Below are 26395 nucleotides of genomic sequence, written 5' to 3' on the forward strand. Positions count from 1 at the left end.
TGTTTACACTAGGTCGTTTTCTTTTGTAATCCATTTCCAATATCGAGTGCATTTTACATCAATTGCTTGTACTTGTCGTTTCAATAATAATTTCTTCATTTCTCTTTCAATTTCTGGCTGTGTGCAATTGTAAATAAAAGCTAGCTCTTGTGAAGACATAAATTGAAATGCTTCTAGTAATAGTTCTAAAGGTGGAAGTGGTTTTGGCTTCATATCTTCGTTTACTATTTCTTTTAACAATTGTACATAAACTTCATAAGAATAAATGCCAGACACTTTAATGCCTTCTTCATCTGAGTTCACATGGAAAAAGACGAGGGACGGGATTTCCGTGATGTGCATTTCATTTGTAAATTTTAAATCGCATTGAAATGCTTTTTTTGCACTAATTGAGTGTAAGTCTTGTTTAAATTCTTCTAAATCAATACCACTTTCGGCTGCGCATGTGAATAGTAACGACGCATCTGGTTTTATTACATTGTTTAAGAAAATATATTCTTGTAATTTTCTTAAAAATTTCGCCCCTGCTTTTCGCCCTTGCAACTCTGCCGCTTTAATTGCGAGAGAAGTAATATATGGTGTGGATGCTGCATCATTCATATGCACTTTTCCGTCGCACGAAAATCCATGAAGACTTGTTGTTTTCTCCCACACAAATCGAATATTAGCAGGTTTATTCCATTTGTGTGGGGAGTCAGCGGCACCATCTACTTTTCCGGTTAATACATGTCGAATTGTAAAATGGTTTCCATATTCGAGCCAAAGTTTAATCATAAGCGGCTCAATATCCCAACAGTCTTTGCAAAGTGGATCAATAAACAAATGTGCTTCAACAGATTTTCGTTCGCATTTCGAAGGTGGTGTGAGCAGCATATGTTGATTTTCTTTACGTTCCATCATATTTCACCTAATTTACTTGGCGTATTAACCATATGATGGGCAGTTAACGTAAGGCGTTCAAATACAAACTCTCGAATTGGTCCTTCAACGCCTGTATCATCCATCGCTTGCTCCATGCATAATAACCAAGCTTTAGCGCGCTCTGGCGTAATCTCAAACGGGAGATGGCGAGCGCGTAGCATTGGATGACCATGTTCATCTGTATAAAGGCTTGGTCCACCCAAAAATTGCGTTAAAAATTGCTTTTGTTTTCTAGCCGTTTCTGTTAAATCGTCTGGGAAGATGGGAGATAAGTCAGGGTGTTTGCTCACATAGGAATAAAATGTATCGACTAATGCTGCAAGAACTTCTTCACCGCCAATTGCTTCAAATGGTGTCATTTGTTGATTACTCATCATGTAAATCTCCTTTTTCCATCAAATGTATATACATTGTAGCAATGAATGATGAGAAAGGGCAAATAAATCGCTTACTCTTCATTATCGCTGACATATAAGACCCCCGTGCTGGCACGGGGGACTATTGCTTGTATGCATCTTATTCAAAAATTCACTCTACCTTGCTTTTTTCTGTTTGGCAAGGAAAAAGCGTTTTACTTTATTGTCTGTATGACGAACAGGGATGTTATGTGTTGTTAATAAAGCATGGAAATTTTGTTTTCCAGTTTGTTCGTCAGTTACTTCATATTCGAGTTCATAATCATTTTGGTCATAGTAGAAACTATGGTCAAATACAAGTGTGCCATCTTCATATTGTATTTCCGCGCGCTCTGTTGTTAAACTTCCCATATATGTTAAAGAAGAAACAGGAACTTCTAGCGTTTGCAATTGATTTCGTACTGCACCTTCTACAATCGTGTTCGTTTCCATCATTTTGTTTGCTTCTACTTCGGTAACAGTTTGGTGTGTTTCTAACAAACCAACTGTAGCTGGTTGTTTTAATGTTAAGGTGTACTTTCCGTTTTTATGACGGATACGAAGAGCAGAACCAGCTTGTTTTAATGAGAATGTATCCGTTTCAAAATAGTGGTTCACCTGCGTTTGGAAATGTTCGATAGAAAAGGCGCTACATAATGTATGGAACTCTTTTTCTGTAACCATATTTTTAAATTCGATTTCAATTTCTTGTTTCATATTTTTACTCCTTTTGGGATGAAATGTATTGTACACATTATCGCTTTTTCATAATTTTGATTCAATGTCTTATTTGTTTCGGTGTATGTTATGGTACAATAAAACTGTGAATAGTGACAGGAATTTGATTATGGTTGGAGGAATTAACAATTATGCAAAATAAAATTCAAGTTAAGAGCGTAGAAAAAAAAGAGAATGCTCTTATTTTTTGTGCAGAAAATACAGAACTACGTGTAGAGGAATTATCAACACGTGATCACGTACTTGTAGACTCAGATAACTTAGCGTTTTTATACATTTTAGAGAATGAGACGTCGTTTATATATGTAAGTATTCCTCATACATGCTGGGAAGAAATGCACGAAGCAATGAAAAATGACATGACGATGTTTGTTCGTGTAAATGAAGTTGAGCTTGAACTATCAGCAATGAAAGAAGAAGTTGAATACTTAGTTGAAAATATTGAAGGAAACGCAAACTACGGAGAGGAACTTGTAAATGAAGTAGAGAAAGTGTTTCTGTAAGAAACGTCGTTTGGATGGTGGTTTGAATGAATCGAAATTGGGAAGAATTTTTAGCGCCGTATCATCAAGCGGTGGAAGAATTAAAAATAAAGCTAAAAGGAATGCGTTCTCAGTTTGAGATGTTAGCTGAGCATGCCCCAATTGAATTTGTAACGGGAAGAGTAAAATCTGCACCGAGCATTATGGATAAAGCGGTAAAACGAAACATTCCAATTGAACGTATTGGGGAAGATATGCAAGATATTGCGGGTCTTCGTATGATGTGTCAGTTTGTGGAGGATATTAAAACGGTCGTTGAGATGTTAAGAAAGCGAAACGATTTTGAAATTGTGGAAGAGCGTGATTACGTCACGCAGAAGAAGGAAAGTGGTTATCGCTCTTACCACGTTGTCATTAGTTATCCGGTGCAAACAATCCGCGGGGAAAAGAAAGTATTAGTTGAAATTCAAATTCGTACGCTCGCAATGAATTTTTGGGCAACAATCGAGCATTCTTTAAATTATAAATATCATGGGCGGTTCCCAAAAGATATTGAACTACGTCTGCAGCGTGCTGCGGAGGCTGCTTTCTTATTAGATGAGGAGATGTCATCGATTCGTCTTGAAATTCAAGAAGCACAAAAGATTTTTTCAAGAAAACAAGAGTCAACAGATTCAGAATAACAAATTAAAGGGTGTTGGGCCATGAAGTTTGCAATTATGTCAAAAGGGGATCAATCATCGAACGCACTTGCTTCGACAATGCAAGAATATTTACGTGATTTCGGATTGGTGATGGATGAAAAAGAGCCGGATATCGTTGTTTCAGTAGGGGGAGATGGTACGCTTTTACATGCGTTTCATCGTTATTGTAAACGTCTTGATAAAACGGCTTTCGTTGGAGTACATACAGGACACTTAGGGTTTTATGCAGATTGGCTTCCAGCAGAAGTAGAGAAGCTTGTTATTGCAATTGCAAAAACGCCGTTTCAAGTTGTAGAATATCCGCTTCTAGAAGTGATTATTCGCTATGTAAAGGGCGGAAAAGAATCACAACATTTAGCGTTAAATGAAGCGACAGTGAAAAGTTGTGAAGGTACATTAGTAACAGACGTTGAAATTCGTGGTGAATATTTTGAAACGTTCCGCGGTGATGGCCTTTGTGTTTCTACACCATCAGGGAGTACGGCATATAATAAGGCGCTAGGCGGAGCCATTATTCATCCTTCATTAGAAGCGATTCAAATTGCTGAAATGGCGTCGATTAACAATCGCGTCTTTCGTACAGTTGGCTCACCGCTTGTATTGCCAAAGCATCATACGTGTGTGATAAAACCAACAAAAGGGATGAACTTACAAATAACAATTGACCATTTGACGATGGTCCACCAAGATGTCAAATCAATTCAATACCGCGTTGCAGATGAAAGAGTACGCTTTGTACGATTCCGCCCGTTCCCGTTTTGGAAACGAGTTCGTGATTCATTTGTAACAGAGGGTTAGAAAGGGTTTATCTGTTTGAAAAGATATACATTAACATGGCACATTACCGAAGAAGAGCAAGGTCTTTTGATTCGTCAGTTTGTAAAAGAAAAAGGTATTTCAAAAGCGGCTTTAACGGACATTAAATTTCATGGCGGTGCTATTGAAGTAGATGGTGTTTCTGCAAATGTACGGCATATGCTGCAAGAGGGAGAACAATTAACAATATGTTTCCCGCCAGAGCAGCGAAGCGAGGGAATGAAAAGCGAAAATCTCCCGCTTTCTGTCGTATATGAAGATGATTCTATTCTTGTGATGAATAAGGAACCATATATGTCAACGATTCCGTCGCGAGAACATCCGACCGGGAGTGTAGCAAATGCACTTCTTCATCATTACGATAAGCAAAATTTAGCGAGTACAGTACATATTGTAACGAGGTTAGACCGCGATACGTCTGGATTGATGCTAATCGCAAAAAATCGTTTCGTGCATCATTTGCTATCAAAGCAACATCAAGATAAGCAAGTAGAACGAACGTATGAGGCAATTGTTCATGGCATTGTGAGAGAAGATAGCGGTACAATCGATGCCCCAATTGCTCGGAAAGAAGAAAGTATTATCGAGCGGACGGTACGTGAAGGTGGACAAAGAGCTGTGACGCATTTTAAGGTGCTGCGCAGAATGGAAAATAAAACGCACGTTGCACTTCGATTAGAAACAGGGCGTACCCATCAGATTCGTGTTCATATGGCGCATATCGGTCATCCTTTGCTTGGGGATGATTTGTACGGGGGGCTGCTAGATGAAATTGGTCGCCAAGCGCTTCATAGTACAAGTTTGACGATGTGGCATCCTATATTAAGAGAAAGCATGACATTTCATGCTGATATACCGGAAGATATGAAAAAGCTGTTACCATAACGAAGATGGTAACAGCTTTTTCTTTAGTCAATCGAACGAAACTTTTCTGGAACAAATGGCATTGTAGAAGGGACAGACACTGTCTCCATTTCCGGATACCGAAGAGCAGTGAGCTGTCCTCCAAATACGACTCCGGTATCAATATTAACCGTATGATTTACGAATCTAGGCTCCTTTACAGGTGTATGTCCGTATACAATCCAAGCGTCTCCGTTATAATGCTGGGCCCAGTCGCGGCGAACAGGTGAACCGTCTGGATGTTTTTCACCTGTAATATCACCGTACAAGACGAATGTTTCCACTTTTTTATCTGTTCTTCCTATGTAATCTTGACGAATTCCTGCATGGCAAACAATCAGTTTCTTCTTATCAAGTATGTGATAGAGAGGAGACTTTTCGTATAAGTCGATAAATTTTTTTTGTATGATTTTTTGCTCGCGAGTTGATAATGCTTCGTACTCAGCAACGGTTGTTTCAAGTCCATGTGCGATTTTTACATTGCGCCCAAGGAAAAAGCGGTATAATTTATTGCAGTGATTTCCTGGCGCATAGTATGCTTCTTGTTTGTTCATCACAAGTTCCCACACAATTTCAATCATTTTTAAAGAACCAGGTCCACGGTCTGTAATATCACCAACAAAAGCAAGCTTCCGTTTTTGTTGATGGACAGGTCGTCCGCTTTCCCAGCTATAACCTAGCTTTTCCGTTAATGCTTGAAATTCAGCAAAACAACCGTGAATGTCCCCGAAAATATCATAGTTCATTTTCCATCACCTGCTTTATTTTTTCTTAGTATACCTCTAATGAACATAGAAAAAAACCATACCCAAATGGATATGGTTTAATCAAACATAAATGTTTTTGTTCGAGACCTTACGTTTAGTACGAAGCCGATGGCAATCATATAGGTCAGTAACGAACTTCCTCCGTAACTCATAAGCGGTAGTGTAATACCGGTAATTGGTAATAATCCGATTGTCATTCCGATGTTTTGGAATACTTGGAATGTGAACATCCCAATCGTTCCAGCACATATATAACTACCGAATGGATCGTTACTTTCTAAGGCGATATGAATCATACGATAAATGAGTAAGAAGAACAATGAAATAACAACACTTCCACCTAAAAAGCCAAACTGTTCAGCGATGTTTGTGAAAATAAAGTCGGTATGTGGTTCTGGGAAATATACTTGTCCGTTTTCCCATCCTTTTCCATTCATTTCGCCAGATCCTGTTGCAAGCAGTGCTTGGCGCAACTGATATCCTTGTGTTTCGTATTCATAAGGTGCTAGCCAACCGTAGAAACGGTCTAATTGATATTCCTTTAAAATATGCTCTTTGAAGAATGCAGTATGTGCAAAGTACGTATATACAAGACCTGCTCCAACTGTGATTGTGATGCCGGCTAACCCGAAAATAAAGCGCCAGCGTACACCGGAAACTAAAATCATTGCTGCGATCATTGCAGAAATAACCATTGTGTTTCCTAAATCCGGCTCTTTTGCGATAAGAAGTAATGGCGGCAGGGCAGCAGCGAAAATTTTTCCGAGTAAGATCAAGTCTTCACGCGGGGTACGAATTGGATATTTCTCATTATGATTGACGATAAGACGCCCGATAACAAGAATTAAAATCAACTTTGTAATTTCAGAAGGCTGGAAGCGTCCAATGCCGGGTACATTGTACCAAGCTGTTGCCCCTTTAATTGTCATTGCTCCTGGTACTTTAAATTCAAGTCCAAGTAGAAGAATGATAGCAAACCCATATAAATACCAAGCAATTTGTTTGTAGCGATCAAAGTCGATGACCATGACAGCAACAATTGCGACAATCCCGATAATATACCATTGGATTTGTTTGGCCATAAAGTTAATGCCTTGCAAATTTTTTGGTAAAGACGGCTGTGCGCTATTGATTGCGAAGCAGCTTACAATGGCAATGGCAAGTAAAATGAAAATTAACGCGTAATCTATTCGATATTGAGAATTTTTATCTTTCACCGTACTGTATTCCTTTCTATTGCTCGTTATTTATATTGTGAAATCTGGATTTTTAGCATATAAAAGCCATTCACATTATAAAAAAGACACTAGTACCATCTTAGCCGATTTTTAGTTGTTTGCAAATATGTTGTTGATATTTACGTAAGAAATGTCAGATGGTGAATCATGGACTTAATTGTTGTTTTTGGAAAGAAACTGTTTTTATTACATATGATGGAGTGAGAAGAAGGTGATAGTGTGGAAGAAGAGATTACAATCAGTTTATGCATGATTGTTCGAGATGAAGAAGGAACAATAGCTAGATGTTTAAATTCTGTAAAAGAGATTGTTGATGAAATGATTATTGTTGATACAGGTTCTGTTGATCGAACGAAAGAAATCGCCTCGGAATACACGCCTCATATATACAACTTTGAATGGATTGATGATTTTGCGGCAGCTCGTAATTTTTCTTTTTCGAAGGCGACGCAGGAATATATATTGTGGCTTGATGCTGATGATGTTTTGCCGGGAGATTCCAGAGAGAGTTTGAAGGCATTAAAAAAAGAACTGGATAGAAAAGTTGATTCGGTATCAATGCTGTATCATCTGACGTTTGATGTGAACGGAAATCCGTCATATAGCTCGCGGCGCAATCGACTTGTGAAACGAGAGTGTAATTTTAAATGGTTTGGTAAAGTTCATGAATATTTAGCAGTATATGGAGAAATTTTGCGAAGTGATATTGGAATTACACATGAAAAAGAAAAAGAATGGACAAATCGGAATTTGAAGATTTATGAAAGTGCAGTTGCGAGGGGGGAAGAATTATCACCTCGTGATGTTTACTATTATGCAAATGAATGTGTCGACAATCAAAAATATGAAGAAGCGATTGTACTATATGAGAAGTTTTTGAACGATGGGCTTGGTTGGAAAGAAGATAATATTAACGCTGCCGGGAAGTTAGGAGATTGCTATGAGAAGCTAGAGCAGTGGCAAAAAGCAATTGAAGCATGTATAAGATCCTTTCACTATGACATTCCGCGCGGTGAAATTTGTACGCAGTTAGGAAGTATTTATATGGTGCAAGAGAAATATAAAGAAGCGATTTATTGGTATAAAACAGCAACAGAAGTTCCGGTCCCAACTGATGCTCCTTTTTATAATCCAACAAATTATACGTGGGTACCGTTTTTACAACTCTGTGTCTGTCACAGTCGTTTAGGTCAACAGGAAAAAGCTTACTATTATAACGAATTAGCAGCAACATACGTGCCGGATCATCCTGCGATAGCGTATAACCGGAATTATTTTAAAAGTTTGTTCGAATAGTACAATCTACACCTATGGAGACTGTATAACACATAGTTGGGCTTCTAATACCCGACTGGAAGCAAGAAGCCCCTTCTTCCAGTCGGGTATTATTTGATGATTTACTTTGCTGTATACAAATGAAAACAGTGCGTCATGATTGATATTATGATTATTATAGAGAAGAATCATATACAAAATGTTTAAGGCATTCACTCGAGGTGAACGATATGAATAACTGGTACTTAAGACGAGGCTTATTTATAATATGATAACGGGCTAGTGGACAAGGTACTGGCACGCATGTTTCTTTGTGAATGACAAATTATAAACTTTGAAAAAGAATTTAATGGAGAATAGAAAGAGTCTTACACTCACTTGCTTTTCTTATTTTAACTAGGAGAGTTGTAAATGAATATATTAGTAACTGGCGGAGCTGGATTTATTGGAAGTAATTTTATTCATTACATGTTACAAACATATGAAAATTACCGCATTATTAACTATGATGCATTAACGTATAGTGGGAATCTTGCGAACTTAACAGCTGTGGAGCAAGATTCTCGCTATGTTTTTATAAAAGGTAGTATTCAAAATCGTGAATTAGTAGAACATGTCGTAAAGGAATATGAAGTGGATGCAATCATTAACTTTGCCGCAGAATCACATGTAGATCGGAGTATTGAAAATCCGATTCCTTTTTATGATAGTAATGTCATTGGAACCGTTACGTTATTAGAGATAGTGAAAAAGTATCCTCATATCAAAATGATTCAAATATCAACCGATGAAGTATATGGTTCGTTAGGAAAAGAAGGGAAGTTTACAGAGACAACCTCTTTAGATCCTAGTAGTCCGTACTCATCTAGTAAAGCAAGCGCAGATATGATTGCCTTATCTTATTACAAAACATATCAATTACCAATTATTGTGACGCGATGCTCTAACAACTATGGACCATATCAATATCCAGAAAAGTTAATTCCACTTATGATTACAAAGGTACTAGAAGGAAAGAAATTACCAATATACGGAGATGGATTAAACATAAGAGATTGGCTTCATGTGCATGATCATTGCCATGCAATTGATGTTGTATTACATAAAGGGAAGCTAGGAGAAGTGTATAACATCGGTGGTAATAATGAAAAGACAAATATCGAAATTGTTGAGAACATTGTTTCATTACTTGGAAAGGGGAAAGAAAGCATTGAATTTGTCCCTGACCGGTTAGGACACGACCGACGCTATGCAATTGATGCAGAAAAAATGAAAGAAGAATTAGGATGGGAACCAGCTTATACGTTTGAACAAGGGATTGAAGAAACGGTACGTTGGTATGAACGAAACGAGAAGTGGTGGCTACCGTTAAAAGGAGTCTCTAGATGAAAGTGTGTGTGATTGTAACACATTATAGCAGAGCGGATTTATGAAAATACTATCTTGGTAAGAAGGATTAGAGTGCTTCTTTATCGAAACAAAAAATCAGTAACAAAATGTGTGAGTGATTTTTTGTTTGCCTTTCGAACATTTTATGGTAATATGAAAATAGTATTAGGTACTAATAACAACTAATATTTATTGATATATAGGAGGATAAAAAATGAATCTTCTCAACTTACAAGGTAAAAATATCGTCGTTATGGGTGTTGCAAACCAGCGCAGTATCGCTTGGGGAATTGCACGTGCATTACATAATGCAGGAGCAAATTTAATTTTCACGTATGCTGGAGAACGCTTAGAAAAAAATGTACGTGACTTATCAGAATCATTAGAAGGACAGAAGTCACTTGTATTACCATGTGACGTAACAAGCGATGAAGATATCGCAAAGTGCTTCCAAACAATTAAAGAAGAAGTCGGTACGATCCACGGCTTAGCGCATTGTATTGCCTTTGCAAACCGTGATGACTTAAAAGGTGAGTTCGTTGATACATCTCGCGATGGTTTCTTACTTGCACAAAACATTAGCGCATTCTCATTAACAGCTGTTGCAAGAGCTGCAAAAGAAGTAATGACAGAAGGCGGCAGCATCGTAACATTAACATACCTTGGCGGAGAGCGCGTTGTATCGAATTACAACGTAATGGGTGTTGCAAAAGCATCGCTTGAAGCAAGCGTAAAATATTTAGCAAACGACTTAGGTCAGCATAACATTCGTGTAAACGCTGTGTCAGCAGGACCAATCCGTACACTATCAGCAAAAGGTGTTGGCGACTTCAACAGCATCTTAAAACAAATTGAAGAGCGTGCGCCACTTCGTCGTAACGTAACGCAAGAAGAAGTAGGGAATACAGCACTATTTTTATTCAGTGACTTAGCAAGTGGTGTGACTGGAGAGAATATTCATGTTGATTCTGGATATCATATTTTAGGATAAAAAGTGCCTAACTTAAATTAAAAAAGCCGTTTCTGTCCGGGGTTGCATCGGATGGAAACGGCTTTTTTGATAGTTTTCCTTTTTACTCTTAATTAGTTAAGTCGTTCAATGATAATACTTGCGCTAGTTCCATTTGTTAGAAGGAGTGCGAGACCAGTTACAACGATTTCTAAAGTAGTAGCCTCTTCAGTGGTGAACACAGTATCAAGTACAAGTTGTGTACCGGCAGATATAAGTGTAACGGGTGCCCCAACAGGATTTCCACCCACTTCGGCAATAATCCCCCCTAATGCAGAAAGAAGGGCTGTGGACAATATAGCTGTAACCCTATACGTCCCAGCAGCATTGATATTGAATGTGGTACCGGCTTGAGTAATACTAGTTCCAAATGAAGTACCTGGAGTATTAAATGGAACTGGACTACCTGCTGTTATTGAAAGGGCTTCTGATTTAGCATTATTTGTTGCGCTTAGAGCAGCAAGGAGGCCGCCAGGAATACCTTGAGGTCCAGTGTCGCCAGTAGGTCCTTGGATGCCTTGAGATCCTTGAGGTCCAGTATCGCCTTGAGGCCCTTGGATGCCTTGAGGTCCTTGAGGTCCTTGAGGTCCGGTGTCGCCGGTAGGTCCTTGAATCCCTTCAGGTCCAGTGTCGCCTTGAAACCCTTGAATGCCTTGAGGTCCTTGAGGCCCAATATCGCCTTGAGGACCTTGAATGCCTTTAGGTCCTTGAGGTCCAGTGTCACCGGTAGGTCCTTGAATCCCTTGAGGTCCAGTATCGCCTTGAAACCCTTGAATGCCCTGAGGCCCTTGAGGTCCTTGAGACCCAGTATCGCCTTGAGGTCCAGTGTCGCCAGTAGGCCCTTGAAGTCCTTGAGGTCCGGTCTCACCGGTGGGCCCTTGAAGTCCTTGAGGTCCAGTGTCGCCAGTAGGCCCTTGGATTCCTTGAGGTCCGGTCTCACCGGTAGGTCCTTGAAGTCCTTGAGGTCCAGTGTCGCCTTGAGGCCCTTGAAGTCCTTGAGGTCCAGTGTCGCCTTGAGGCCCTTGAAGTCCTTGAGGTCCAGTGTCGCCTTGAGGCCCTTGAAGTCCTTGAGGTCCAGTGTCGCCTTGAGGCCCTTGAAGTCCTTGAGGTCCAGTGTCGCCTTGAGGCCCTTGAAGTCCTTGAGGTCCAGTGTCGCCTTGAGGCCCTTGAAGTCCTTGAGGTCCAGTGTCGCCTTGAGGCCCTTGAAGTCCTTGAGGTCCAGTGTCGCCTTGAGGCCCTTGAAGTCCTTGAGGTCCAGTGTCGCCTTGAGGCCCTTGAAGTCCTTGAGGTCCAGTGTCGCCTTGAGGCCCTTGAAGTCCTTGAGGTCCAGTGTCGCCTTGAGGCCCTTGAAGTCCTTGAGGTCCAGTGTCGCCTTGAGGCCCTTGAAGTCCTTGAGGTCCAGTGTCGCCTTGAGGCCCTTGAAGTCCTTGAGGTCCAGTGTCGCCTTGAGGCCCTTGAAGTCCTTGAGGTCCAGTGTCGCCTTGAGGCCCTTGAAGTCCTTGAGGTCCAGTGTCGCCTTGAGGCCCTTGAAGTCCTTGAGGTCCAGTGTCGCCTTGAGGCCCTTGGATTCCCTGAGGTCCGGTCTCACCGGTAGGCCCTTGGATCCCTTGAGGTCCGGTCTCACCGGTAGGCCCTTGGATCCCTTGAGGTCCAGTATCACCGATAGGCCCTTGGACTCCCTGAGGCCCAGTATCGCCTTGGATCCCTTGAGGTCCGGCCGGCCCAGGGCCTATTGCAGCAGAAAAGATTGGCCCTTTTAAATAAGTTTTATTAGATAATTCATTTTCTTTCATGTAGTCACCTCCAACAGCTTTTCAATACATATTAAATGCACAAGGTGACTGAAATGATATAGGCAACTTTATAGATTTTTAAAATGTTATATTTGGATTGTTTTTAATAAATGACAAAATAATTTTCATCCTGTATCATTTTGTCATTTATCGAAACTAACTAATAAAGTCTATATTTGATTATTCATAAAGATTTATAATACGAATAATTATAATCAGATTTTATTTTCATTATTAAGTGGTATCGAACAAGTTGGAGGAGAGATTTAAGATGCTAGGAAGTATTTTTTTTTCTCTCTTTGTTATAAATGGGCTATCTAACCATTCTTGATAACTTGCTCGTATTGATTCAGCCATTACATTATACAATTTCGCACATGATGTGCAGTTGTATTTTTTAATCTTGTAGCACATGGAAAGCATGAAAGACCATTCTGAATACTTTGCTCTCATCGTAATTTCTGGTACTTCAGTGCTAAGATATTTTGTTCGTTCACGGAAGGCTGATAAGTATTCATTAAGTAATTCAGGCGAAAGGTTATTTGTTTGGATAAAACTCGTCATATTATTGTTATGTTTTGTAAAATGATAAAGAGGTCTGCCATGTGCTACTACACGATGCGCTTTGGAAAAAACCTTATAAATGATATGAATGTCATCAACGATTACATTTTCTTTAAAACGTATCTCCTCAAACAGAGACTTACGGAATAGTTTAGTTGGTGGCGCCACATTGTATTTTTCGCGTTTTAACAGTTCATCAATACCTTGCACTTTATCTAGTACTAGAAGTTCTTTAAAGATAAAATATGGTTCTTTTTTTCCGTTAAAAACATTCCAGCTACCGCATAAAGAGATATCAGCATGGTATTCATTTGCTAAATCCCAGAGAAATTCTAGCATTTGTGGTTCACATTGATCATCATCATCGACAAATGTAAGATATTTAGATGAGGCTGCATCAAGCCCTGCATTTTTACCTATAGGAGCACCAAGATTTTCTTTTACAGTAATTACTTTTATTCTAGAATCTTTCTTTTTGTATTCCTCACATATCTTATTACTACCATCAGTAGAACCGTTATTTACTAAAATCAATTCGAAGTTTTTAAATGTTTGAGAGAGTATGCTTTCTAGCGCGCGGGGTAGAAAATTTTTTCGATTATATGTGGACATAATAACACTGATTACAGGAAGTGTTTTTGACATTTTTATATACTCCTTCATCCATAACAGTTTAATAGATCCTGCTGACAAACTGAGATTTATCAAGTCCCAAATCAGATAGCTGCTTCATTACAGATTGTGCAACGTTATCTCTTTGTGTAGTTACCATAACAAATATATGATTTCGTTTCTCTGGGGGCATATTTTTCAAAATACTAGGTAGATTTACTGGTAATTCATCAATTGTACATTCGTTTTTTAATATACTGTTGTCGATAAATCCTTTCACATTATAACCAGCATTTTTGAGTATACGTGCTGTTCCTTCTCCGTTGTATCCAGTCGGGAATATATAAATATCTTTATTCTCTTTCCCATATATTAGTTTAAGTGTCGTTTTTATGACAAGTGTTTGATAGAGACATACTCCTATGTAAGACCCATGATTATTTATAAATTCGAATAAATGATTTGAATAAGATAGTTCATCTAACATAGGAAGTAAATCCAAGTTATTTTCGATTAAGTCAGCTAATTCGTGTAACTGTTTTGTGTTAAAGGTATCACATCGTGTTGCGAATAACCCAATTAAAAAATTAACACGAGAGTAAATAAAATCTCGGCGAGCATCCGTGTATTTGTTTTTATATAAAAAGCGTAATAAGTTAATTGCTACTGCAAGGTGAGATTTACTATTTAAAAATGTTTTGCTTGAAGTAACAGAACCTGTAACTCTAGGACGGTAATAATAAAAAGGTTCAGTTAGTAAAGCAAATGAGCCAGCGCTACATATTACTTTTGGAAACCATTCTTCATCTTCTGAATGACAGCCTTCAGGGAATGTTAGCTTATTAGATATTAAGAGTGCTCGTTTGGCGATAAGTCTCCATGGTGCATATAGCATATTGGGTAAACTGAGAAGATACTCAGCCATTATACTCGCATTTCTATGTGTAAACACTTCTGGATTCAGTTGAATGTCATTACAAATAAAAGCACCTTTCTCAGGCGCACAAATAAATTGTCCCATCAACACAGATGGAAGTTGATCATACAATAAATCTGCAATGCGTGAAAAGCTTCCTGCTACATAATAGTCATCACTATCACAAAAATGTATATATTCACCGACGGCAGCTAATAAGCCAATATTCCGTGCACCAGCAGGAAGTAAATTTTTCTTAAGATGTACTACCTTTATATTATTATGCTCTGAAGCATATATATCACAGATTTCTCCGCTTGAATCCGTTGATCCATTATTAACTAAGATAATCTCATAATCATTGAAATCCTGATTTAGTATACTGCCCAGGCATTTATCTAAATACTTCTCAACATTGAAAATGGGTATGATGATACTTAAAATTGGCAAAATACATCACCTCATAGGAAATATCGACAATCGATAATTGGTTTATTTGGATATTTTTTATCTGCTTTAGCAAACTCTTCCCATGCCGTGGTGAGAACGAGAATGTCAGCTTTCTCACACATATCTTCCAGACTATCACAATATAGAATTTGATTTAGTTTATATTCTCTATCAAAAGCCTCATTTGCCAGAGGGTCAAAAGCCATTAGATTGTTATAACCAGCTTTTAGTAACAGTGAAATAATTTTTGCAGATGAACTATCACGAACGTCGTTTGAGCCTGGTTTGAAAGATAGTCCTAGTATACCTATTTTATCGAATGGTTTGGCAATACGCATAATCTTATCTACCATAAATTGAGGCATAGTATTATTTACTGCAATAACGTTCTTAAGGAGATGAGGCTCATAGCCTTTTGATAATGCTTGCGCATACATTGCCTGCGTATCCTTAGGCAGACAATAGCCACCATATCCGCAACCAGGATAAACATAGTTTCGCATATCACAGTCACCCCAACGATGGTCCATGTGTAAGATATGAAAGGCTTCTTTTACTTGTATATTTCCGATTGTATCTGCGATTTTTGACATCTCGTTTGCGTAACTAATCATAGTGGCCAGAAGTGTATTTGATAAATATTTAATAAATTCACTAGTATTTAAGGATACAGGAAAAAAAAGACTGTTGAACCGACTGTATAACGAGCGAAGCATATCTTCTCCTTTTTGATCAGAAACACCACAAACAATTCGATCTGCATTTATCATATCATTCCAACACTTTCCTGCACGTAAAAACTCAGGATTATTAGCGACGCTAAATATCTCGCCAACAGCTAGTGATTTTTGTTGTAAATATGGAATTACTTTTTCTGACGTTGTAGAAGGGGGAACAGTAGATTTAATAACAATTACTCTATATTTTCCATCATGTAGAACAGAGGTAAACATATCAAGTGCAGAATAGATGTATGTTAAATCTGCTTCCCCATTGTCCTTAGAAGGTGTTCCAACACATAAAAATATAAATTCACTGTTTATTACAGCCTCTTCTATATCATTTGTGACTATAAAATTATGATTGTTGTGACGAAGTAAAATACGATTAAGTTCAGGTTCAATAAAAGGAAGATTTCCAGATTTTATTATATCCATCTTAGAACTATCTATATCAAAACCATAAACTTTATGTTTTTTTTCAGCGAATGTTAAAGCTGTAGTAAGTCCTACAAAACCAAGTCCTAACACTGTAATAGTATAGTTCATCTTTAAGCTACCCACCATTTCAATTATGGATTGGAGAGAACTCCGGATATTGTGTATTTTAAATATGCTTGTTGTATATGAAGTGCTACGTTAGATAATTGATATTTCATTTTTCTTTCGCGCAACATTTTGTATTTTTGGAAAGATGAATATCTTCTCACTGCAAAATTTAATTTCATCATAGAATTATCCTTTCTGTTTCTTCTTGGTAACAAAGTCAATCAAAAGATTTTCTCTATTAGTCTTCCGTAAATATCCATCATTTTTTAAAATTACACCTAGATTGATTAGTATTTCATTTATAAACAATACCATTTTAGGTTCAGTACCTATTTAAATTAGCATTGTGTTTAATAGATTTAGTCTATTATGGCATAACAAACCGTTTCACAATGATTAATATTGTAATGCCTTAAATAGATTCTATAATCTGGTACAAGCTCTTTTAAAAATAGGGGAATTTGTACTAAATCAAGTGGTTTATGGTATACACAGATAGCAAGCTTCGGTTTATATTTTTTGATGGTTTTTTTTGCTCCTTTCAGAGCCATAAGCTCAGCACCTTCAATATCCATTTTTATAAAAGTAGCAGGTTTTCCATCAAGATATTCATCAATAGAAACGACAGGGATTTCTATGTTTCCATTCTTATTTACACTACTTGAAGCATCATCTTTAGAATTAAAACGTAATACATCGTTTTTCTTCCAAAGCCCATAAGGTATAAGTTTAATATTTTTTAAGGGAGAAAACTTCTTCAAAAATTCCTTATGCTTACTTTCTTCTGGTTCAAAAGAATAGATTTTTTTGAAGTTTCCTTTGGTTTGTTTTAGAAATTCTTCTACTGTATCTCCTGTATAGGCACCTCCATCAATAAATACCTCTTTATTTGACAGAGAGAGAATATTTTGTTCAAAATATTGAGGGCCTTTACTCCTTAAAGGAATAAGATATTTAGGATTAGCAGTAATACAATAGCAAATTCTTTCATAAAAAATTTGTTTAGAATGTTCATCGGCAAGTAAATCATAGGCTTTAACAAAGCTATCATAATTGTTTCTGGTTAAGAGGACGTCTAAATGTACTAATTTGTCAGTTAAATGATTCTTTTCTAGTTGTTGTAGAACCTCATCATAATATTGCAAGGTTGTTATAGCTATATAATAGTTGTTGTATGATTTTTTTAATTCATCAAAACCAATGACAGGTATTCCTTCTACAGTATCTTTCCATTTTGATGGATCGTTATCACAAAATAAAATTGTATTAAAAGAATTCTTTATTGCTTCTAAGTAGCTAGTTCCCCAAGTTCCAGCTCCAAATAATATTATTGATTTGTTGTTATTTATTTGTTCGTAGATCTCTCTTTGTATAAATGTATTTGAGTCTTGTATCATTGTTTCTAGTACATTAAGAGAAAATGTATTGTTCATTTCTATCCTCCCTTTTTCTTTAGGTAGTGACAGCATAACAAACAGTTTCGCTTATGCCGTTACCGTAGTGTCTTAAATAGAATTTATATTCAGGCACAATGCTCTTTAGGTAAAGCGGTATTTCAACAATATCCAGAGGATTGTGATATATGCAGATAGCAAGCTTCGGCTTATATGTTTTAATGGTATTTTCCGCTCCCTTAAGAGCCTCAAGTTCTGCACCTTCAATGTCCATTTTTATAAAAGTAACGGGTTTTCCATTAAGGTATTCATCAATAGAAGTGACAGGAATTTCTATGTTTCCATCTTTATTTACACCACTTGAACCGTCATTTCTGGCATTAAAACGGAGTACATCTTTTTTATTCCAAAGGCCATAAGATATAAGGGTAATATTGGTGATATCAGAAAAATTCTCGAGAAATTCTTTATGTTTACTTTCCTCTGGTTCAAAAGAATAGATCTTTTTGAAGTTTCCTTTGGTGTGTTTTAGGAATTCTTCTACTGTATCTCCTGTATACGCTCCACCATCAATAAATATTTCATCTTTTAAGAAAGAGATGATAGGTGATTCAAAATATTGAGCGGATGTACTTCTTAAAGGAATGAGATATTTCGAATTTAACGTAATGCAATAATTAATTCTTTGACAAAAAATTTCTTTCGAACAATTATCAGAAAGGATACTATATGTTTCTTTAAATTTAGAAAAATGTTTTTGTACTATGTTAAAGTAATTTTTATAATTTTTATAATTGAAAATATCGGATGCTAGTATATCCTTGGCTAGTTTATTAGATAAGTTGTGAGGTAAGTTATTGTGTAAGTTGCTTTCTTTGAGTTGGAGGAGTATTGCGTCATAATAGGCTATAGAAGTTATAATAATAAGACTATTATGATGCTTTGTCTTCAAATCATGCAAACTGATTACAGGAACCCCTTCTATAAATGTTCCCCATTTTCGGGGGTTATTATCACAAAAGAATATTTTGTTAGAAGTGATTTCTCTTAAAAACTTTAAATAGGAGGTTCCCATAAAGCCAGCTCCAAACAAAACAATTGCTTTATTGTCTTTTTTTAGTAGATTAGAATATATATTTTTTAATAGAGGGAGGGGGCTCTTCTCTTTTGTTACCATTTTAAGTGAAAATTCATCTACCATTCATATTCACTCCTATCGCATTCTCCTAAATATTGAAGGTATCTTCTAATTCCTTTATCAATAGGAATTTGCGGTTTATATTGGAGTAGTTGTTTTGCTTTTGTTATATCAGGACAGCGTCGATGGGGATTGTCTGTCAAATATTCTTTATCTGAATGAGTTTTGAAAACAACGCTCCCGCTATAGCCATATAGATTAGCACCTATCTTTTGGTACAATTCTGCTAATTGTGAAACTGTAAGCTCAGGGGTATCAGAACCGATGTTAAATATATCAAATTTTTCGTACAATGCGCATTTTATATATCCAACTGTTGCATCAGCTATATAGGCAAAAGTGCGGGTAGGTTTTCCGTTTGAATAGATAATGATATCGTCATTATCCATTACAGCTTTTGCGAAATCAGCCACAACTCTTTGATCATTAATCTTCATACCAGGACCATAATTATTAAAAGGGCGTACTACTTTGATGGACATATTATATTGCTGTGCAAAATTATAACAAAGTGTTTCCCCGAAGCGTTTTGATTCGTCATAGCATGCTCGTGGTCCGCAAGTATTGACATTACCCCAATAACTTTCTGAAGTAGGGATATAAGTTGGATTAGGATCTCCATAAATTTCACTGCTAGAATAAAACAGAAAACCTTGTAAAGATCTGTCTTTGTAAAAATCAAGCAAACGGCGAAGCCCAGTAACATCGGCATCAATTGTTTCAATAGGGTGTCGGCGATAATAAACAGGCGATGCAAGTGATGCCATATGAAAAATTAAGTCTGCACTACTAGCGAAGTCAAAATCACAAGTAATAACATTGTGTTCACGCAAATCAAACAGAGGATGCTTAGAGATATATTCGATCCATTTAGGTTTTCCAAACATGTAATTATCAATACCATAAACTTTCTTTATCCCAAGTTGTTCACCATATTCGGCAAAAAAATATAGCAGAGAATAACCTAGTGAACCCGCAAAGCCGGTTATGAATATTGTGGTTTCTTTTAGTTTTTGTTTATCTGCATTTGATAGGGAATGATAGATGAACGACATATCTTCTCTTGTTATTTTTGATATATCCAAACAAACACCCCATTTTTTAAAAAGTAATGCTATTCCCAGACTTTCCACGGTGCAATATTCTTTTTCCATAAACCCTCAAGTATGTCTTTATCACGCTGGGTATCCATACACTGCCAAAAATCGTAATGCTTATAAGCGTTTAATTTCTTTTCGCTTGCTATCCTTTCCAATGGACTACGTTCAAAAATTGTTTGATTACCTTCAATATAATTAAACACTCCTGGCTCTACAATCATGAATCCACCATTAATCCAGCCGCCGTCTTCTAGTGATTTTTCTACAAAACGCTCTATGCGGTTCGTGTTATCATCTATGTCAAGTACACCAAAACGTCCACCAGGTTGAATTGCAGTTAGCGTAATATGGCCACCCGCTTGTGCATGATAAGCTTCTAGGGCGCTGATGTCTACATTTGAAACACCGTCACCGTAAGTTAGCATAAACCGTTCATTTTCGATAAATTTTTTTATTCGTTTAATTCGGCCACCTGTCATCGTGTCTAGTCCAGTATCTACGAGTGTTACGCGCCATGGCTCTGATACATTGTTATGTATCGTTAGCATGTTTTTATTCGCAAAATCAAAAGTCACATCTGAAGTATGCAAATAATAATCTGCAAAAAACTCTTTAATTACATGTCCTTTATATCCAAGGCAGATAATAAAGTCGTTATATCCATAATGACTATATATTTTCATAATGTGCCATAAAATTGGTTTCCCACCAATTTCAATCATCGGCTTTGGTTTCGAGTGGCTTTCTTCACTGATTCTAGTCCCGTATCCGCCGGCTAAAATCACAACTTTCATGTCTTGTTCACCTTCCAATGCGTTTCTAAAAATTTTCAAGCTGTTTGATGATCTCTAACCGTTTTTTGTTGTCCGTGCATATATTCAATGCTTGCTTGAGAAGTTTTTTAGCTGTATTTTTTTGTCCTGCATACGTAAATGCATGAGAAACTGCTATCATTGTAGTACTGTCATTAGGGTAGAACACACGTAAAACTTCAGCTGTTTCTAGTGCCATTTTCATATCCTTTTGTAAAATTAGAAGTTCTACTTTATAGGAAAGAGCTTCTTTATCAAGTGGATAGTGGTCAAGAATACTGATTAGCAAATTCATTTCTTTTACCAGCTCTGTATCAGACATTTCTTTTTGGATAGATGCGTTTACTTGAGGTATCGATTCGTTAACATCTTTACTTTCTCGCTGAAGTTCTTCTTTAATTAGAGCATAATTTTTATCCCCAGAGTGTTCCTCGCATATCTGGATTACATGAGCGAATTGAGAATTAACTAATTCGCGCAGTAAAACAGGACTAGAAGCTAAAAATGCACTCTTTAGACCAGAGTTTTTTAAGTCAGCTAGTATATCCTTCTCTAGAAATGTAAAAAGGTCATATAGAAAAGCCGATCCGAATCTGTTTCGGTTTTTTTCATCACATAGGGCGGAAAGATACAGGGAGATTGCTCGATGTTTATTTAAGGGATTAGATTTTTCCATCTTTATTGATGTGAAAAGTCTATAAATGTAGTGTTGGACTGCAACTTGGAACTCATCTTTTGTCAGTTCTTCTATAATTCCTTCTACACTTTTTTGTGTATCTATGAATAAATTGATGGTTAATCCATTCTGATTAAGAATTCCATATAAATATTGATCATTACAAATTGCTTCAATAATATTTATTTTTTCATATAGGGGAAGGACTAGAGAGTTAGCCGTCATATCTATACATTCATAAATTGATAAATATAAGACATGGTTAATAAAATTTAAAGTTGAATCATTTAGTTTATTCCATTGTTTTAATAACTTTGTGCTTTCATCATAAATGGTTACATAATCTAGGTACCTGTTTGTGTCGATCTGTGTATGATAAGATGATGTCTTTCTAATTCTGTAATAATAAAGTACTTTATCAATCCCTACAACGGTGTTAGAGAATCTTAAACAATCTAAGTTAAATACAGTATCCGATCCATTAGTAAGGTTCAGTGGAAATTGCTTTCTGTATTCCTGTTGTTTTTTTACAACTGTAACTTTAATCAACTTCCCCCACACTGGTCTAAAACAACCGTAGATTTGTGGCAATATATCACTTAAACTTGCTATATCTTTTGTATAAAATTTAGGAGGAATCCGTGTTTGGAAAATTTGTACATTTTCATCCATAAACATTTCAGTACCACCAATAGCGATATCAGCATCATATATTTGGGCAGCTGTGTATAAATCCTTTAAAAAATCTGTGTGAAGGTAATCATCACTATCAAGCATGCAATAGTATTTAGAGGTAAGGTGCTCAATATAATAAACAAAATCTGGATTAAACGGTTCGTTATGCAAAACACTATTCTTTGGATTGCGAAATAGTTTAATCCTGTTATCCTTTTTTGCATACTCATCTAAAATGTCGTTAGTTTTATCTGTACATCCATTATTTAAAATAATCCATTCAAAATTAGTAAATGTCTGATTTAATACACTTTCTACACATTCTCTTATATAATTTTCCACATTAAATACAAGCGTAACTATAGAGATAGCTGGGGTTTGTTTCACGTTCACCAACTACTCATCTCCTTTCTTTGAAATGAATATGAATTTTCACGAAATAGAAAAGTTGTTCATTAATATATTTATTAAGTATGAGTATAAATTTATTGTTATTTGCCCATTTACAACTACTTTATGCTGATATAGGAGATATGTTACTCAGAGAACTGTGTGGTTCGTATTTGATGGACATATCTTCAATTAATTAATAAATGAATAATATTTTTGTGTTTTCTTTATATATGATTTATTGAATTTTAAAAGTATGACTTGTAAGGAACGAAGGACATGAAAAATACATAAGATTTCATAAGAGAAGCGGACATAATTACAATGTAAAACAAGATGCTGATTATATTTTAAGGTGGGAGGTAATAAACGTGAAAAAGAAGATCCCTACTATCAGTTTATGCATGATTGTAAAAGATGAAGAAGATACAATCGCCAGATGTTTAGATTCAATTCAAGAAGTTGTCGATGAAATTGTTATTGTGGATACTGGCTCAAGCGATCAAACGAAGGAAATTGTAAAGAAGTACACAAATAAAGTTTTTGATTTTGAGTGGATTGATGATTTTGCAGCAGCACGTAATTTTTCATTTTCTAAAGCGACGAAGGATTATATTCTGTGGTTGGATGCAGATGATGTATTACCGAAAGAGGAGAAAGAAAAGTTTTTGGATTTAAAAAAGAGCTTAAGTAAAAATATTGATGTAGTTTCGATGTTGTATCATGTTACTTTTGATAAGCATGGAAATCCAGTTATCAGTACAGATCGGAAACGATTAGTAAAGAGAGAGCGTAAGTTCCAGTGGAGTGGAGTCGTACATGAAGACTTAGATGTAAGTGGAAATATATTGAAAAGTAATATTGGAATTGTGCATAAAAAAGAAAAAAGAATAACAGATCGGAACTTGCAGATATTTGAAAAAGCAATCGAGCGAGGACGGCAATTAACAACGAGAGAAGTAATTCATTATGCTGGTGAGTGCTTGGGGCATCAGAAGTTTGAAAAAGCAATTGAGCTATACAATAACATTACGAAAGAAGATCAATATGGAATAGAAGAGAAGGTTTATGCTTGTTCAAAATTAGCAGATTGCTATGTTAATGTTGGCAAGTGGGATGAAGCTATTGATAGTTGCTTGTTGGCATTAAAATATGATATTCCACGTGCTGAAATATGTTGCCGATTAGGCTATTTCTTTCTTTCGGCAAAGATGGAGTATGAGAAAGCGATATATTGGTATAAAAATGCTTTGGAAGTTCCCGTTCCTACAAACAGTCCTCTTGTTGATCGGGCTTGTCACACATGGTTTCCGCATTTGCAGTTATGTATTTGTTATTGCCATGTTGAGGACTATGAGAAAGCTTATGAACATAATGAGAAGGCTGCTGTATTTGTACCAGATAATGAATTGGTTCAGGCTAATAGAAAGTATGTAAGCAAAATGCTTAAAGAGAAAGAGGAAATATAATAAAAAATTATTAAATTAGACATTTACTTTGAAACGGTATTTTCTATAAGAAGTTGTTTTTTTAGTGCTTTCAATTCCAGCTGTTTAGCAGTATTGTTATTCTGCTCTTACAATGAGTCAAATATACTAATTTGGTTGGCTATTGATAATGGAGTATGGAATTAACCCCTATGCTTTAACAATGCATTTCTTGGGTTTTTTAAATTGATATAGTTGAATCATTTGTTGCTTAAAATCTGCTGAAAATTTTCTTTTGTCTCTTTTACTTTTTATCATAGTAGATTCTCTTCAAATGTATTAGTTAAAGTCCACTTGACTTTAGTTCTTTGTTTAGTTTTGCAAGCATTTTAATTTATAGAGCTTGCTATTTTGAAATCCTATCAATTTTTATTACAAAAAGGGCTGTTTCATTGACTTATGAAACAGCTCTTTTTTGTAATCTAATTAGTGAATTAATCTATCTCAGTTTAGTCACAGCAAAGTTTTGCAACAGAAAGAGATACTCCAGCTTGCACGGTTGCTATTGATGGATTACGTAAATATAGTCTATCACTTGGCTCTAAGCAAAGGATTGCAGAGAAAGTATCAGCTAATCCTACAACTAGAAGAGTCGATACAATATGAAGTACACGGATAGATCCATCACATCTTTCAAGAACTAATTCCAGTGGAGATATTACGCCTACTGATACAGTTACAAATAAGCCGACTAAATATTTTCCACATTCTTCAACTTGTACGATGCCTGGTGAAATAACTCTAATTCCATCTGGTGATTGTGCAACTGTCTGTAAAGGTACTACTGACCCTGTACCTAGGCTTAGCGATAAAGCACTTGCAAGGTGAACAGCTGCTTCATCACAGCATTTTTCTTTTAAGCAAACATCACAGCAGTCCTTACAACTACTTTTACATTGACAATTACAGCCTTTATGCTCTTCTTTCTTAGCTGGTGGCGCCCACGGTGTTGGACATGGACACGCAAATGAAAATGATTGTGGATATGACATTTTCTTTCACCCCCTATCTGTTATCTAATATAGTAAATGCACTTGGGATAAGGTTGGCGACAGGACAAAAGTGTATTTTTAAGAGAAAATAAGCTGTTGTGATAGAAACCTAGTGATGCGATAGAGTGTTCTATTGAATGATAGGTATTTTTGCTAGGGAATAGAGATGTGTGATAGGTTTTCATTGAATTTACAAATTTTTTTGCTTAGGCATATTGTTTAAAATTACATGCAAGTTCGGTTCACTCGTGAATATACATATAACAGAGCGATGCTTTACATGTAGGAGGGATCAGCGGTGAAGGGTAGGCGTAAAAACAACAATCCATCTCCGACAATATATACAGCAGGACAAAATTTTCAGGGTACCCATATACAAAAAACGTTTGTTGCAAAACCACAATCAGAGCATGATTCGTTGGAAAAATCGAAGAAAGAGATAAAGCAGACAGCAAATACAACTAAAAATTATGAGTACTCGAAAAAAGGGAATATAAGGGTTGAGGGGAGAGGGACGAAAGTAGTACCGGTTCAAGAACAAGAAATAAAGGAAGCAGAGGTATTAGGGGAAGTAAATATTGAAATGGCAGAGGCAGAAGTGTTAGAGGGAGTAAACGCTGAAATAGCAGAAGTAGAGGAGTTAGAGGAAGTAAATGCTGAAACAGAAGAGGCAGAGGAGCTAGAGGAAGTAAATGCTGAAACAGAAGAGGTAGAGGAGTTAGAGGAAGTAAACGCTGAAATAGAAGAAGCAGAGGAGTTAGAGGAAGTAAATACTGAAACAGAAGAGGCAGAAGTGTTAGAGGAAGTAAATGCTGAAATAGAAGAAGCAGAGGAATTAGAGGAAGTAAATGCTGAAATAGAAGAAGCAGAGGAGTTAGAGGAAGTAAATGCTGAAATAGCAGAGGCAGAGATATTCGAGGAAATCAAGGCCAAAATAAAGGAAGCAGAGAGGCTAGAGGGGGAGAAGGCTGAAATAACAGAAGCAGAGGAGTTAGAGGAAGAGAATGCTGAAGTAGAAGAGGCAGAAGTGTTAGAAGAAGTAAATGCTGAAATGAAGGAAGAGGAAGCACTAAAGGAAACCAAGGTATTAGATGAAATAGAGGAAACAAAAGAAAAGGAAATAAAAAATGTAGGTCAACCAGAAAAAGTCCCGATTTCACAACTACATCGCAATAAGCCATTTAAAGATATGACGAATGAAGAAAAGATCATTTTTTTAATTGATCGTCCCCATTATATTAAATCAATTCGCTGCCGGGTGAAGACAAAGCATGATACACTTGTTGGATTTGTAGTTAAATATGAGTCCGGGTATGTATTAATTGAGTTGCCAAAGAGGGGGAATTTACAACGTTTAATGCCTAGAGAAATGAGAGTGAGGATGGAGGATATTCTTTCGATTCAGATGCTAGCTTTTTAAGTATATGAAAA

Annotated in this window: 24 protein-coding genes and 1 pseudogene; 9 read left to right on the forward strand and 16 right to left on the reverse strand. The window is 36.5% G+C overall.

Translation table 11 applies throughout. From position 1 onward, the window contains the following. Positions 1–3: 3 nt before the first annotated feature. The 3 genes from BAMA_RS06860 to BAMA_RS06870 all read right to left on the reverse strand — a co-directional run bounded on the left by BAMA_RS06860 (position 4) and on the right by BAMA_RS06870 (position 2033). Entirely contained in the window at positions 4–897 is an 894-nt protein-coding gene (locus tag BAMA_RS06860) for a ClpXP adapter SpxH family protein (RefSeq protein ID WP_034637563.1), read from the reverse strand. Further along, on the reverse strand, positions 897–1295 hold the full coding sequence (locus BAMA_RS06865; protein ID WP_034637565.1) for a globin domain-containing protein: 399 nt from the start codon (positions 1293–1295) through the stop codon (positions 897–899). Before BAMA_RS06865 ends, BAMA_RS06860 begins: the two co-directional genes overlap by 1 nt. A 159-nt stretch (positions 1296–1454) precedes the next feature. Continuing rightward, positions 1455–2033, reverse strand: coding sequence for a CYTH domain-containing protein (locus BAMA_RS06870; protein WP_034637570.1), 579 nt, complete (start codon positions 2031–2033; stop codon positions 1455–1457). A 152-nt stretch (positions 2034–2185) separates the two neighbouring features. On the opposite strand from BAMA_RS06870, the gene BAMA_RS06875 reads away from it, so the two are divergent. The 4 genes from BAMA_RS06875 to BAMA_RS06890 are packed head-to-tail and all read left to right on the forward strand — an operon-like array spanning position 2186 to position 4941. Beyond that, positions 2186–2557 (forward strand): UPF0738 family protein, encoded by a 372-nt coding sequence (locus tag BAMA_RS06875; protein WP_034637573.1) that lies wholly within the window; start codon positions 2186–2188, stop codon positions 2555–2557. Between the two features lie 26 nt (positions 2558–2583). Further along, positions 2584–3219: a GTP diphosphokinase gene (gene yjbM, locus BAMA_RS06880; protein ID WP_034637575.1), complete on the forward strand. Its 636-nt coding sequence runs from the start codon at positions 2584–2586 to the stop codon at positions 3217–3219. Positions 3220–3240: 21 nt separating this feature from the next. Beyond that, on the forward strand, positions 3241–4038 hold the full coding sequence (locus tag BAMA_RS06885) for an NAD kinase (RefSeq protein ID WP_034637577.1): 798 nt from the start codon (positions 3241–3243) through the stop codon (positions 4036–4038). Between the two features lie 15 nt (positions 4039–4053). Then, complete coding sequence (locus BAMA_RS06890; RefSeq protein WP_034637579.1) at positions 4054–4941, forward strand: RluA family pseudouridine synthase; 888 nt, start codon at positions 4054–4056, stop codon at positions 4939–4941. 23 nt (positions 4942–4964) lie between these two features. Here BAMA_RS06890 and prpE read toward each other — a convergent pair whose 3' ends face one another. Continuing rightward, positions 4965–5705, reverse strand: a complete 741-nt coding sequence (gene prpE, locus BAMA_RS06895) for a bis(5'-nucleosyl)-tetraphosphatase PrpE (protein ID WP_034637581.1) — start codon at positions 5703–5705, stop codon at positions 4965–4967. A 77-nt stretch (positions 5706–5782) separates the two neighbouring features. Continuing rightward, positions 5783–6943: an FtsW/RodA/SpoVE family cell cycle protein gene (locus tag BAMA_RS06900; RefSeq protein ID WP_034637583.1), complete on the reverse strand. Its 1161-nt coding sequence runs from the start codon at positions 6941–6943 to the stop codon at positions 5783–5785. A 270-nt stretch (positions 6944–7213) separates the two neighbouring features. Between BAMA_RS06900 and BAMA_RS06905 the strand changes: the two genes are divergently transcribed. The 3 genes from BAMA_RS06905 to fabI all read left to right on the forward strand — a co-directional run bounded on the left by BAMA_RS06905 (position 7214) and on the right by fabI (position 10619). Continuing rightward, positions 7214–8260 (forward strand): tetratricopeptide repeat-containing glycosyltransferase family 2 protein, encoded by a 1047-nt coding sequence (locus BAMA_RS06905; RefSeq protein ID WP_051758888.1) that lies wholly within the window; start codon positions 7214–7216, stop codon positions 8258–8260. Between the two features lie 390 nt (positions 8261–8650). After that, positions 8651–9628 (forward strand): dTDP-glucose 4,6-dehydratase, encoded by a 978-nt coding sequence (rfbB, locus tag BAMA_RS06910; RefSeq protein WP_034637586.1) that lies wholly within the window; start codon positions 8651–8653, stop codon positions 9626–9628. A gap of 214 nt (positions 9629–9842) precedes the next feature. Further along, positions 9843–10619 carry an enoyl-ACP reductase FabI gene (gene fabI / locus BAMA_RS06915; RefSeq protein ID WP_034637587.1) on the forward strand — a complete coding sequence of 259 codons (777 nt, stop codon included), beginning with the start codon at positions 9843–9845 and terminating at the stop codon, positions 10617–10619. 92 nt (positions 10620–10711) lie between these two features. Here the strand turns inward: fabI and BAMA_RS25720 are convergent, their stop codons facing one another. The 10 genes and pseudogenes from BAMA_RS25720 to BAMA_RS06960 all read right to left on the reverse strand — a co-directional run bounded on the left by BAMA_RS25720 (position 10712) and on the right by BAMA_RS06960 (position 22488). Then, the gene (locus tag BAMA_RS25720) at positions 10712–11116 is read right to left on the reverse strand and encodes a BclA C-terminal domain-containing protein (protein ID WP_476727060.1); all 405 of its coding nucleotides are present in this window, start codon (positions 11114–11116) and stop codon (positions 10712–10714) included. Further along, positions 11108–12430 (reverse strand): annotated as a pseudogene (locus BAMA_RS06920) (collagen-like domain-containing protein); the annotation flags it as partial. The gene BAMA_RS25720 and the pseudogene BAMA_RS06920, both read right to left, overlap by 9 nt. A gap of 234 nt (positions 12431–12664) precedes the next feature. Beyond that, positions 12665–13639, reverse strand: a complete 975-nt coding sequence (locus tag BAMA_RS06925) for a glycosyltransferase family 2 protein (protein WP_034637588.1) — start codon at positions 13637–13639, stop codon at positions 12665–12667. Between the two features lie 28 nt (positions 13640–13667). Then, positions 13668–14972 (reverse strand): glycosyltransferase family 2 protein, encoded by a 1305-nt coding sequence (locus BAMA_RS06930; RefSeq protein ID WP_034637590.1) that lies wholly within the window; start codon positions 14970–14972, stop codon positions 13668–13670. An 11-nt stretch (positions 14973–14983) separates the two neighbouring features. Beyond that, positions 14984–16240 carry a UDP-glucose dehydrogenase family protein gene (locus tag BAMA_RS06935; RefSeq protein WP_034637592.1) on the reverse strand — a complete coding sequence of 419 codons (1257 nt, stop codon included), beginning with the start codon at positions 16238–16240 and terminating at the stop codon, positions 14984–14986. Between the two features lie 359 nt (positions 16241–16599). Continuing rightward, complete coding sequence (locus BAMA_RS06940; RefSeq protein WP_051758884.1) at positions 16600–17673, reverse strand: FkbM family methyltransferase; 1074 nt, start codon at positions 17671–17673, stop codon at positions 16600–16602. 19 nt (positions 17674–17692) lie between these two features. Next, positions 17693–18835 carry an FkbM family methyltransferase gene (locus BAMA_RS23450; RefSeq protein WP_051758885.1) on the reverse strand — a complete coding sequence of 381 codons (1143 nt, stop codon included), beginning with the start codon at positions 18833–18835 and terminating at the stop codon, positions 17693–17695. Then, a complete protein-coding gene (locus BAMA_RS06950; RefSeq protein ID WP_235184426.1) occupies positions 18829–19986 on the reverse strand; it encodes an NAD-dependent epimerase/dehydratase family protein in 1158 nt (385 codons plus the stop codon). The genes BAMA_RS23450 and BAMA_RS06950 overlap by 7 nt, the downstream gene beginning before the upstream one ends. After that, positions 19947–20726 carry a glucose-1-phosphate cytidylyltransferase gene (rfbF, locus tag BAMA_RS06955; protein WP_034637856.1) on the reverse strand — a complete coding sequence of 260 codons (780 nt, stop codon included), beginning with the start codon at positions 20724–20726 and terminating at the stop codon, positions 19947–19949. The genes BAMA_RS06950 and rfbF overlap by 40 nt, the downstream gene beginning before the upstream one ends. Before the next feature lie 25 nt (positions 20727–20751). Next, a complete protein-coding gene (locus tag BAMA_RS06960; RefSeq protein ID WP_162176055.1) occupies positions 20752–22488 on the reverse strand; it encodes a glycosyltransferase family 2 protein in 1737 nt (578 codons plus the stop codon). A gap of 401 nt (positions 22489–22889) precedes the next feature. On the opposite strand from BAMA_RS06960, the gene BAMA_RS06965 reads away from it, so the two are divergent. After that, positions 22890–23954, forward strand: a complete 1065-nt coding sequence (locus BAMA_RS06965; RefSeq protein WP_034637858.1) for a glycosyltransferase — start codon at positions 22890–22892, stop codon at positions 23952–23954. Between the two features lie 467 nt (positions 23955–24421). Here the strand turns inward: BAMA_RS06965 and BAMA_RS06970 are convergent, their stop codons facing one another. After that, complete coding sequence (locus BAMA_RS06970) at positions 24422–24964, reverse strand: hypothetical protein (RefSeq protein ID WP_034637598.1); 543 nt, start codon at positions 24962–24964, stop codon at positions 24422–24424. A 298-nt stretch (positions 24965–25262) separates the two neighbouring features. Between BAMA_RS06970 and BAMA_RS06975 the strand changes: the two genes are divergently transcribed. Then, positions 25263–26384 (forward strand): CotO family spore coat protein, encoded by a 1122-nt coding sequence (locus BAMA_RS06975; protein ID WP_034637601.1) that lies wholly within the window; start codon positions 25263–25265, stop codon positions 26382–26384. Positions 26385–26395: the final 11 nt, after the last annotated feature.

Source organism: Bacillus manliponensis (assembly GCF_000712595.1).
Classification (GTDB): Bacteria; Bacillota; Bacilli; order Bacillales; family Bacillaceae_G; genus Bacillus_A; species Bacillus_A manliponensis.

Bases quoted from the DNA above. Each gene is read 5' to 3' on its own strand.
- BAMA_RS06935 (WP_034637592.1), bottom strand. From the start codon at position 16,240: ATGAACTATACTATTACAGTGTTAGGACTTGGTTTTGTAGGACTTACT.
- BAMA_RS06940 (WP_051758884.1), bottom strand. From the start codon at position 17,673: ATGAACAATACATTTTCTCTTAATGTACTAGAAACAATGATACAAGAC.
- BAMA_RS06860 (WP_034637563.1), bottom strand. From the start codon at position 897: ATGGAACGTAAAGAAAATCAACATATGCTGCTCACACCACCTTCGAAA.
- BAMA_RS06870 (WP_034637570.1), bottom strand. From the start codon at position 2,033: ATGAAACAAGAAATTGAAATCGAATTTAAAAATATGGTTACAGAAAAA.
- rfbF (WP_034637856.1), bottom strand. From the start codon at position 20,726: ATGAAAGTTGTGATTTTAGCCGGCGGATACGGGACTAGAATCAGTGAA.
- BAMA_RS06925 (WP_034637588.1), bottom strand. From the start codon at position 13,639: ATGTCAAAAACACTTCCTGTAATCAGTGTTATTATGTCCACATATAAT.
- rfbB (WP_034637586.1), top strand. From the start codon at position 8,651: ATGAATATATTAGTAACTGGCGGAGCTGGATTTATTGGAAGTAATTTT.
- prpE (WP_034637581.1), bottom strand. From the start codon at position 5,705: ATGAACTATGATATTTTCGGGGACATTCACGGTTGTTTTGCTGAATTT.
- BAMA_RS06875 (WP_034637573.1), top strand. From the start codon at position 2,186: ATGCAAAATAAAATTCAAGTTAAGAGCGTAGAAAAAAAAGAGAATGCT.
- BAMA_RS06950 (WP_235184426.1), bottom strand. From the start codon at position 19,986: ATGGAAAAAGAATATTGCACCGTGGAAAGTCTGGGAATAGCATTACTT.
- BAMA_RS06905 (WP_051758888.1), top strand. From the start codon at position 7,214: ATGATTGTTCGAGATGAAGAAGGAACAATAGCTAGATGTTTAAATTCT.
- yjbM (WP_034637575.1), top strand. From the start codon at position 2,584: ATGAATCGAAATTGGGAAGAATTTTTAGCGCCGTATCATCAAGCGGTG.
- BAMA_RS23450 (WP_051758885.1), bottom strand. From the start codon at position 18,835: ATGGTAGATGAATTTTCACTTAAAATGGTAACAAAAGAGAAGAGCCCC.
- BAMA_RS06965 (WP_034637858.1), top strand. From the start codon at position 22,890: ATGATTGTAAAAGATGAAGAAGATACAATCGCCAGATGTTTAGATTCA.
- fabI (WP_034637587.1), top strand. From the start codon at position 9,843: ATGAATCTTCTCAACTTACAAGGTAAAAATATCGTCGTTATGGGTGTT.
- BAMA_RS06865 (WP_034637565.1), bottom strand. From the start codon at position 1,295: ATGAGTAATCAACAAATGACACCATTTGAAGCAATTGGCGGTGAAGAA.
- BAMA_RS06885 (WP_034637577.1), top strand. From the start codon at position 3,241: ATGAAGTTTGCAATTATGTCAAAAGGGGATCAATCATCGAACGCACTT.
- BAMA_RS06970 (WP_034637598.1), bottom strand. From the start codon at position 24,964: ATGTCATATCCACAATCATTTTCATTTGCGTGTCCATGTCCAACACCG.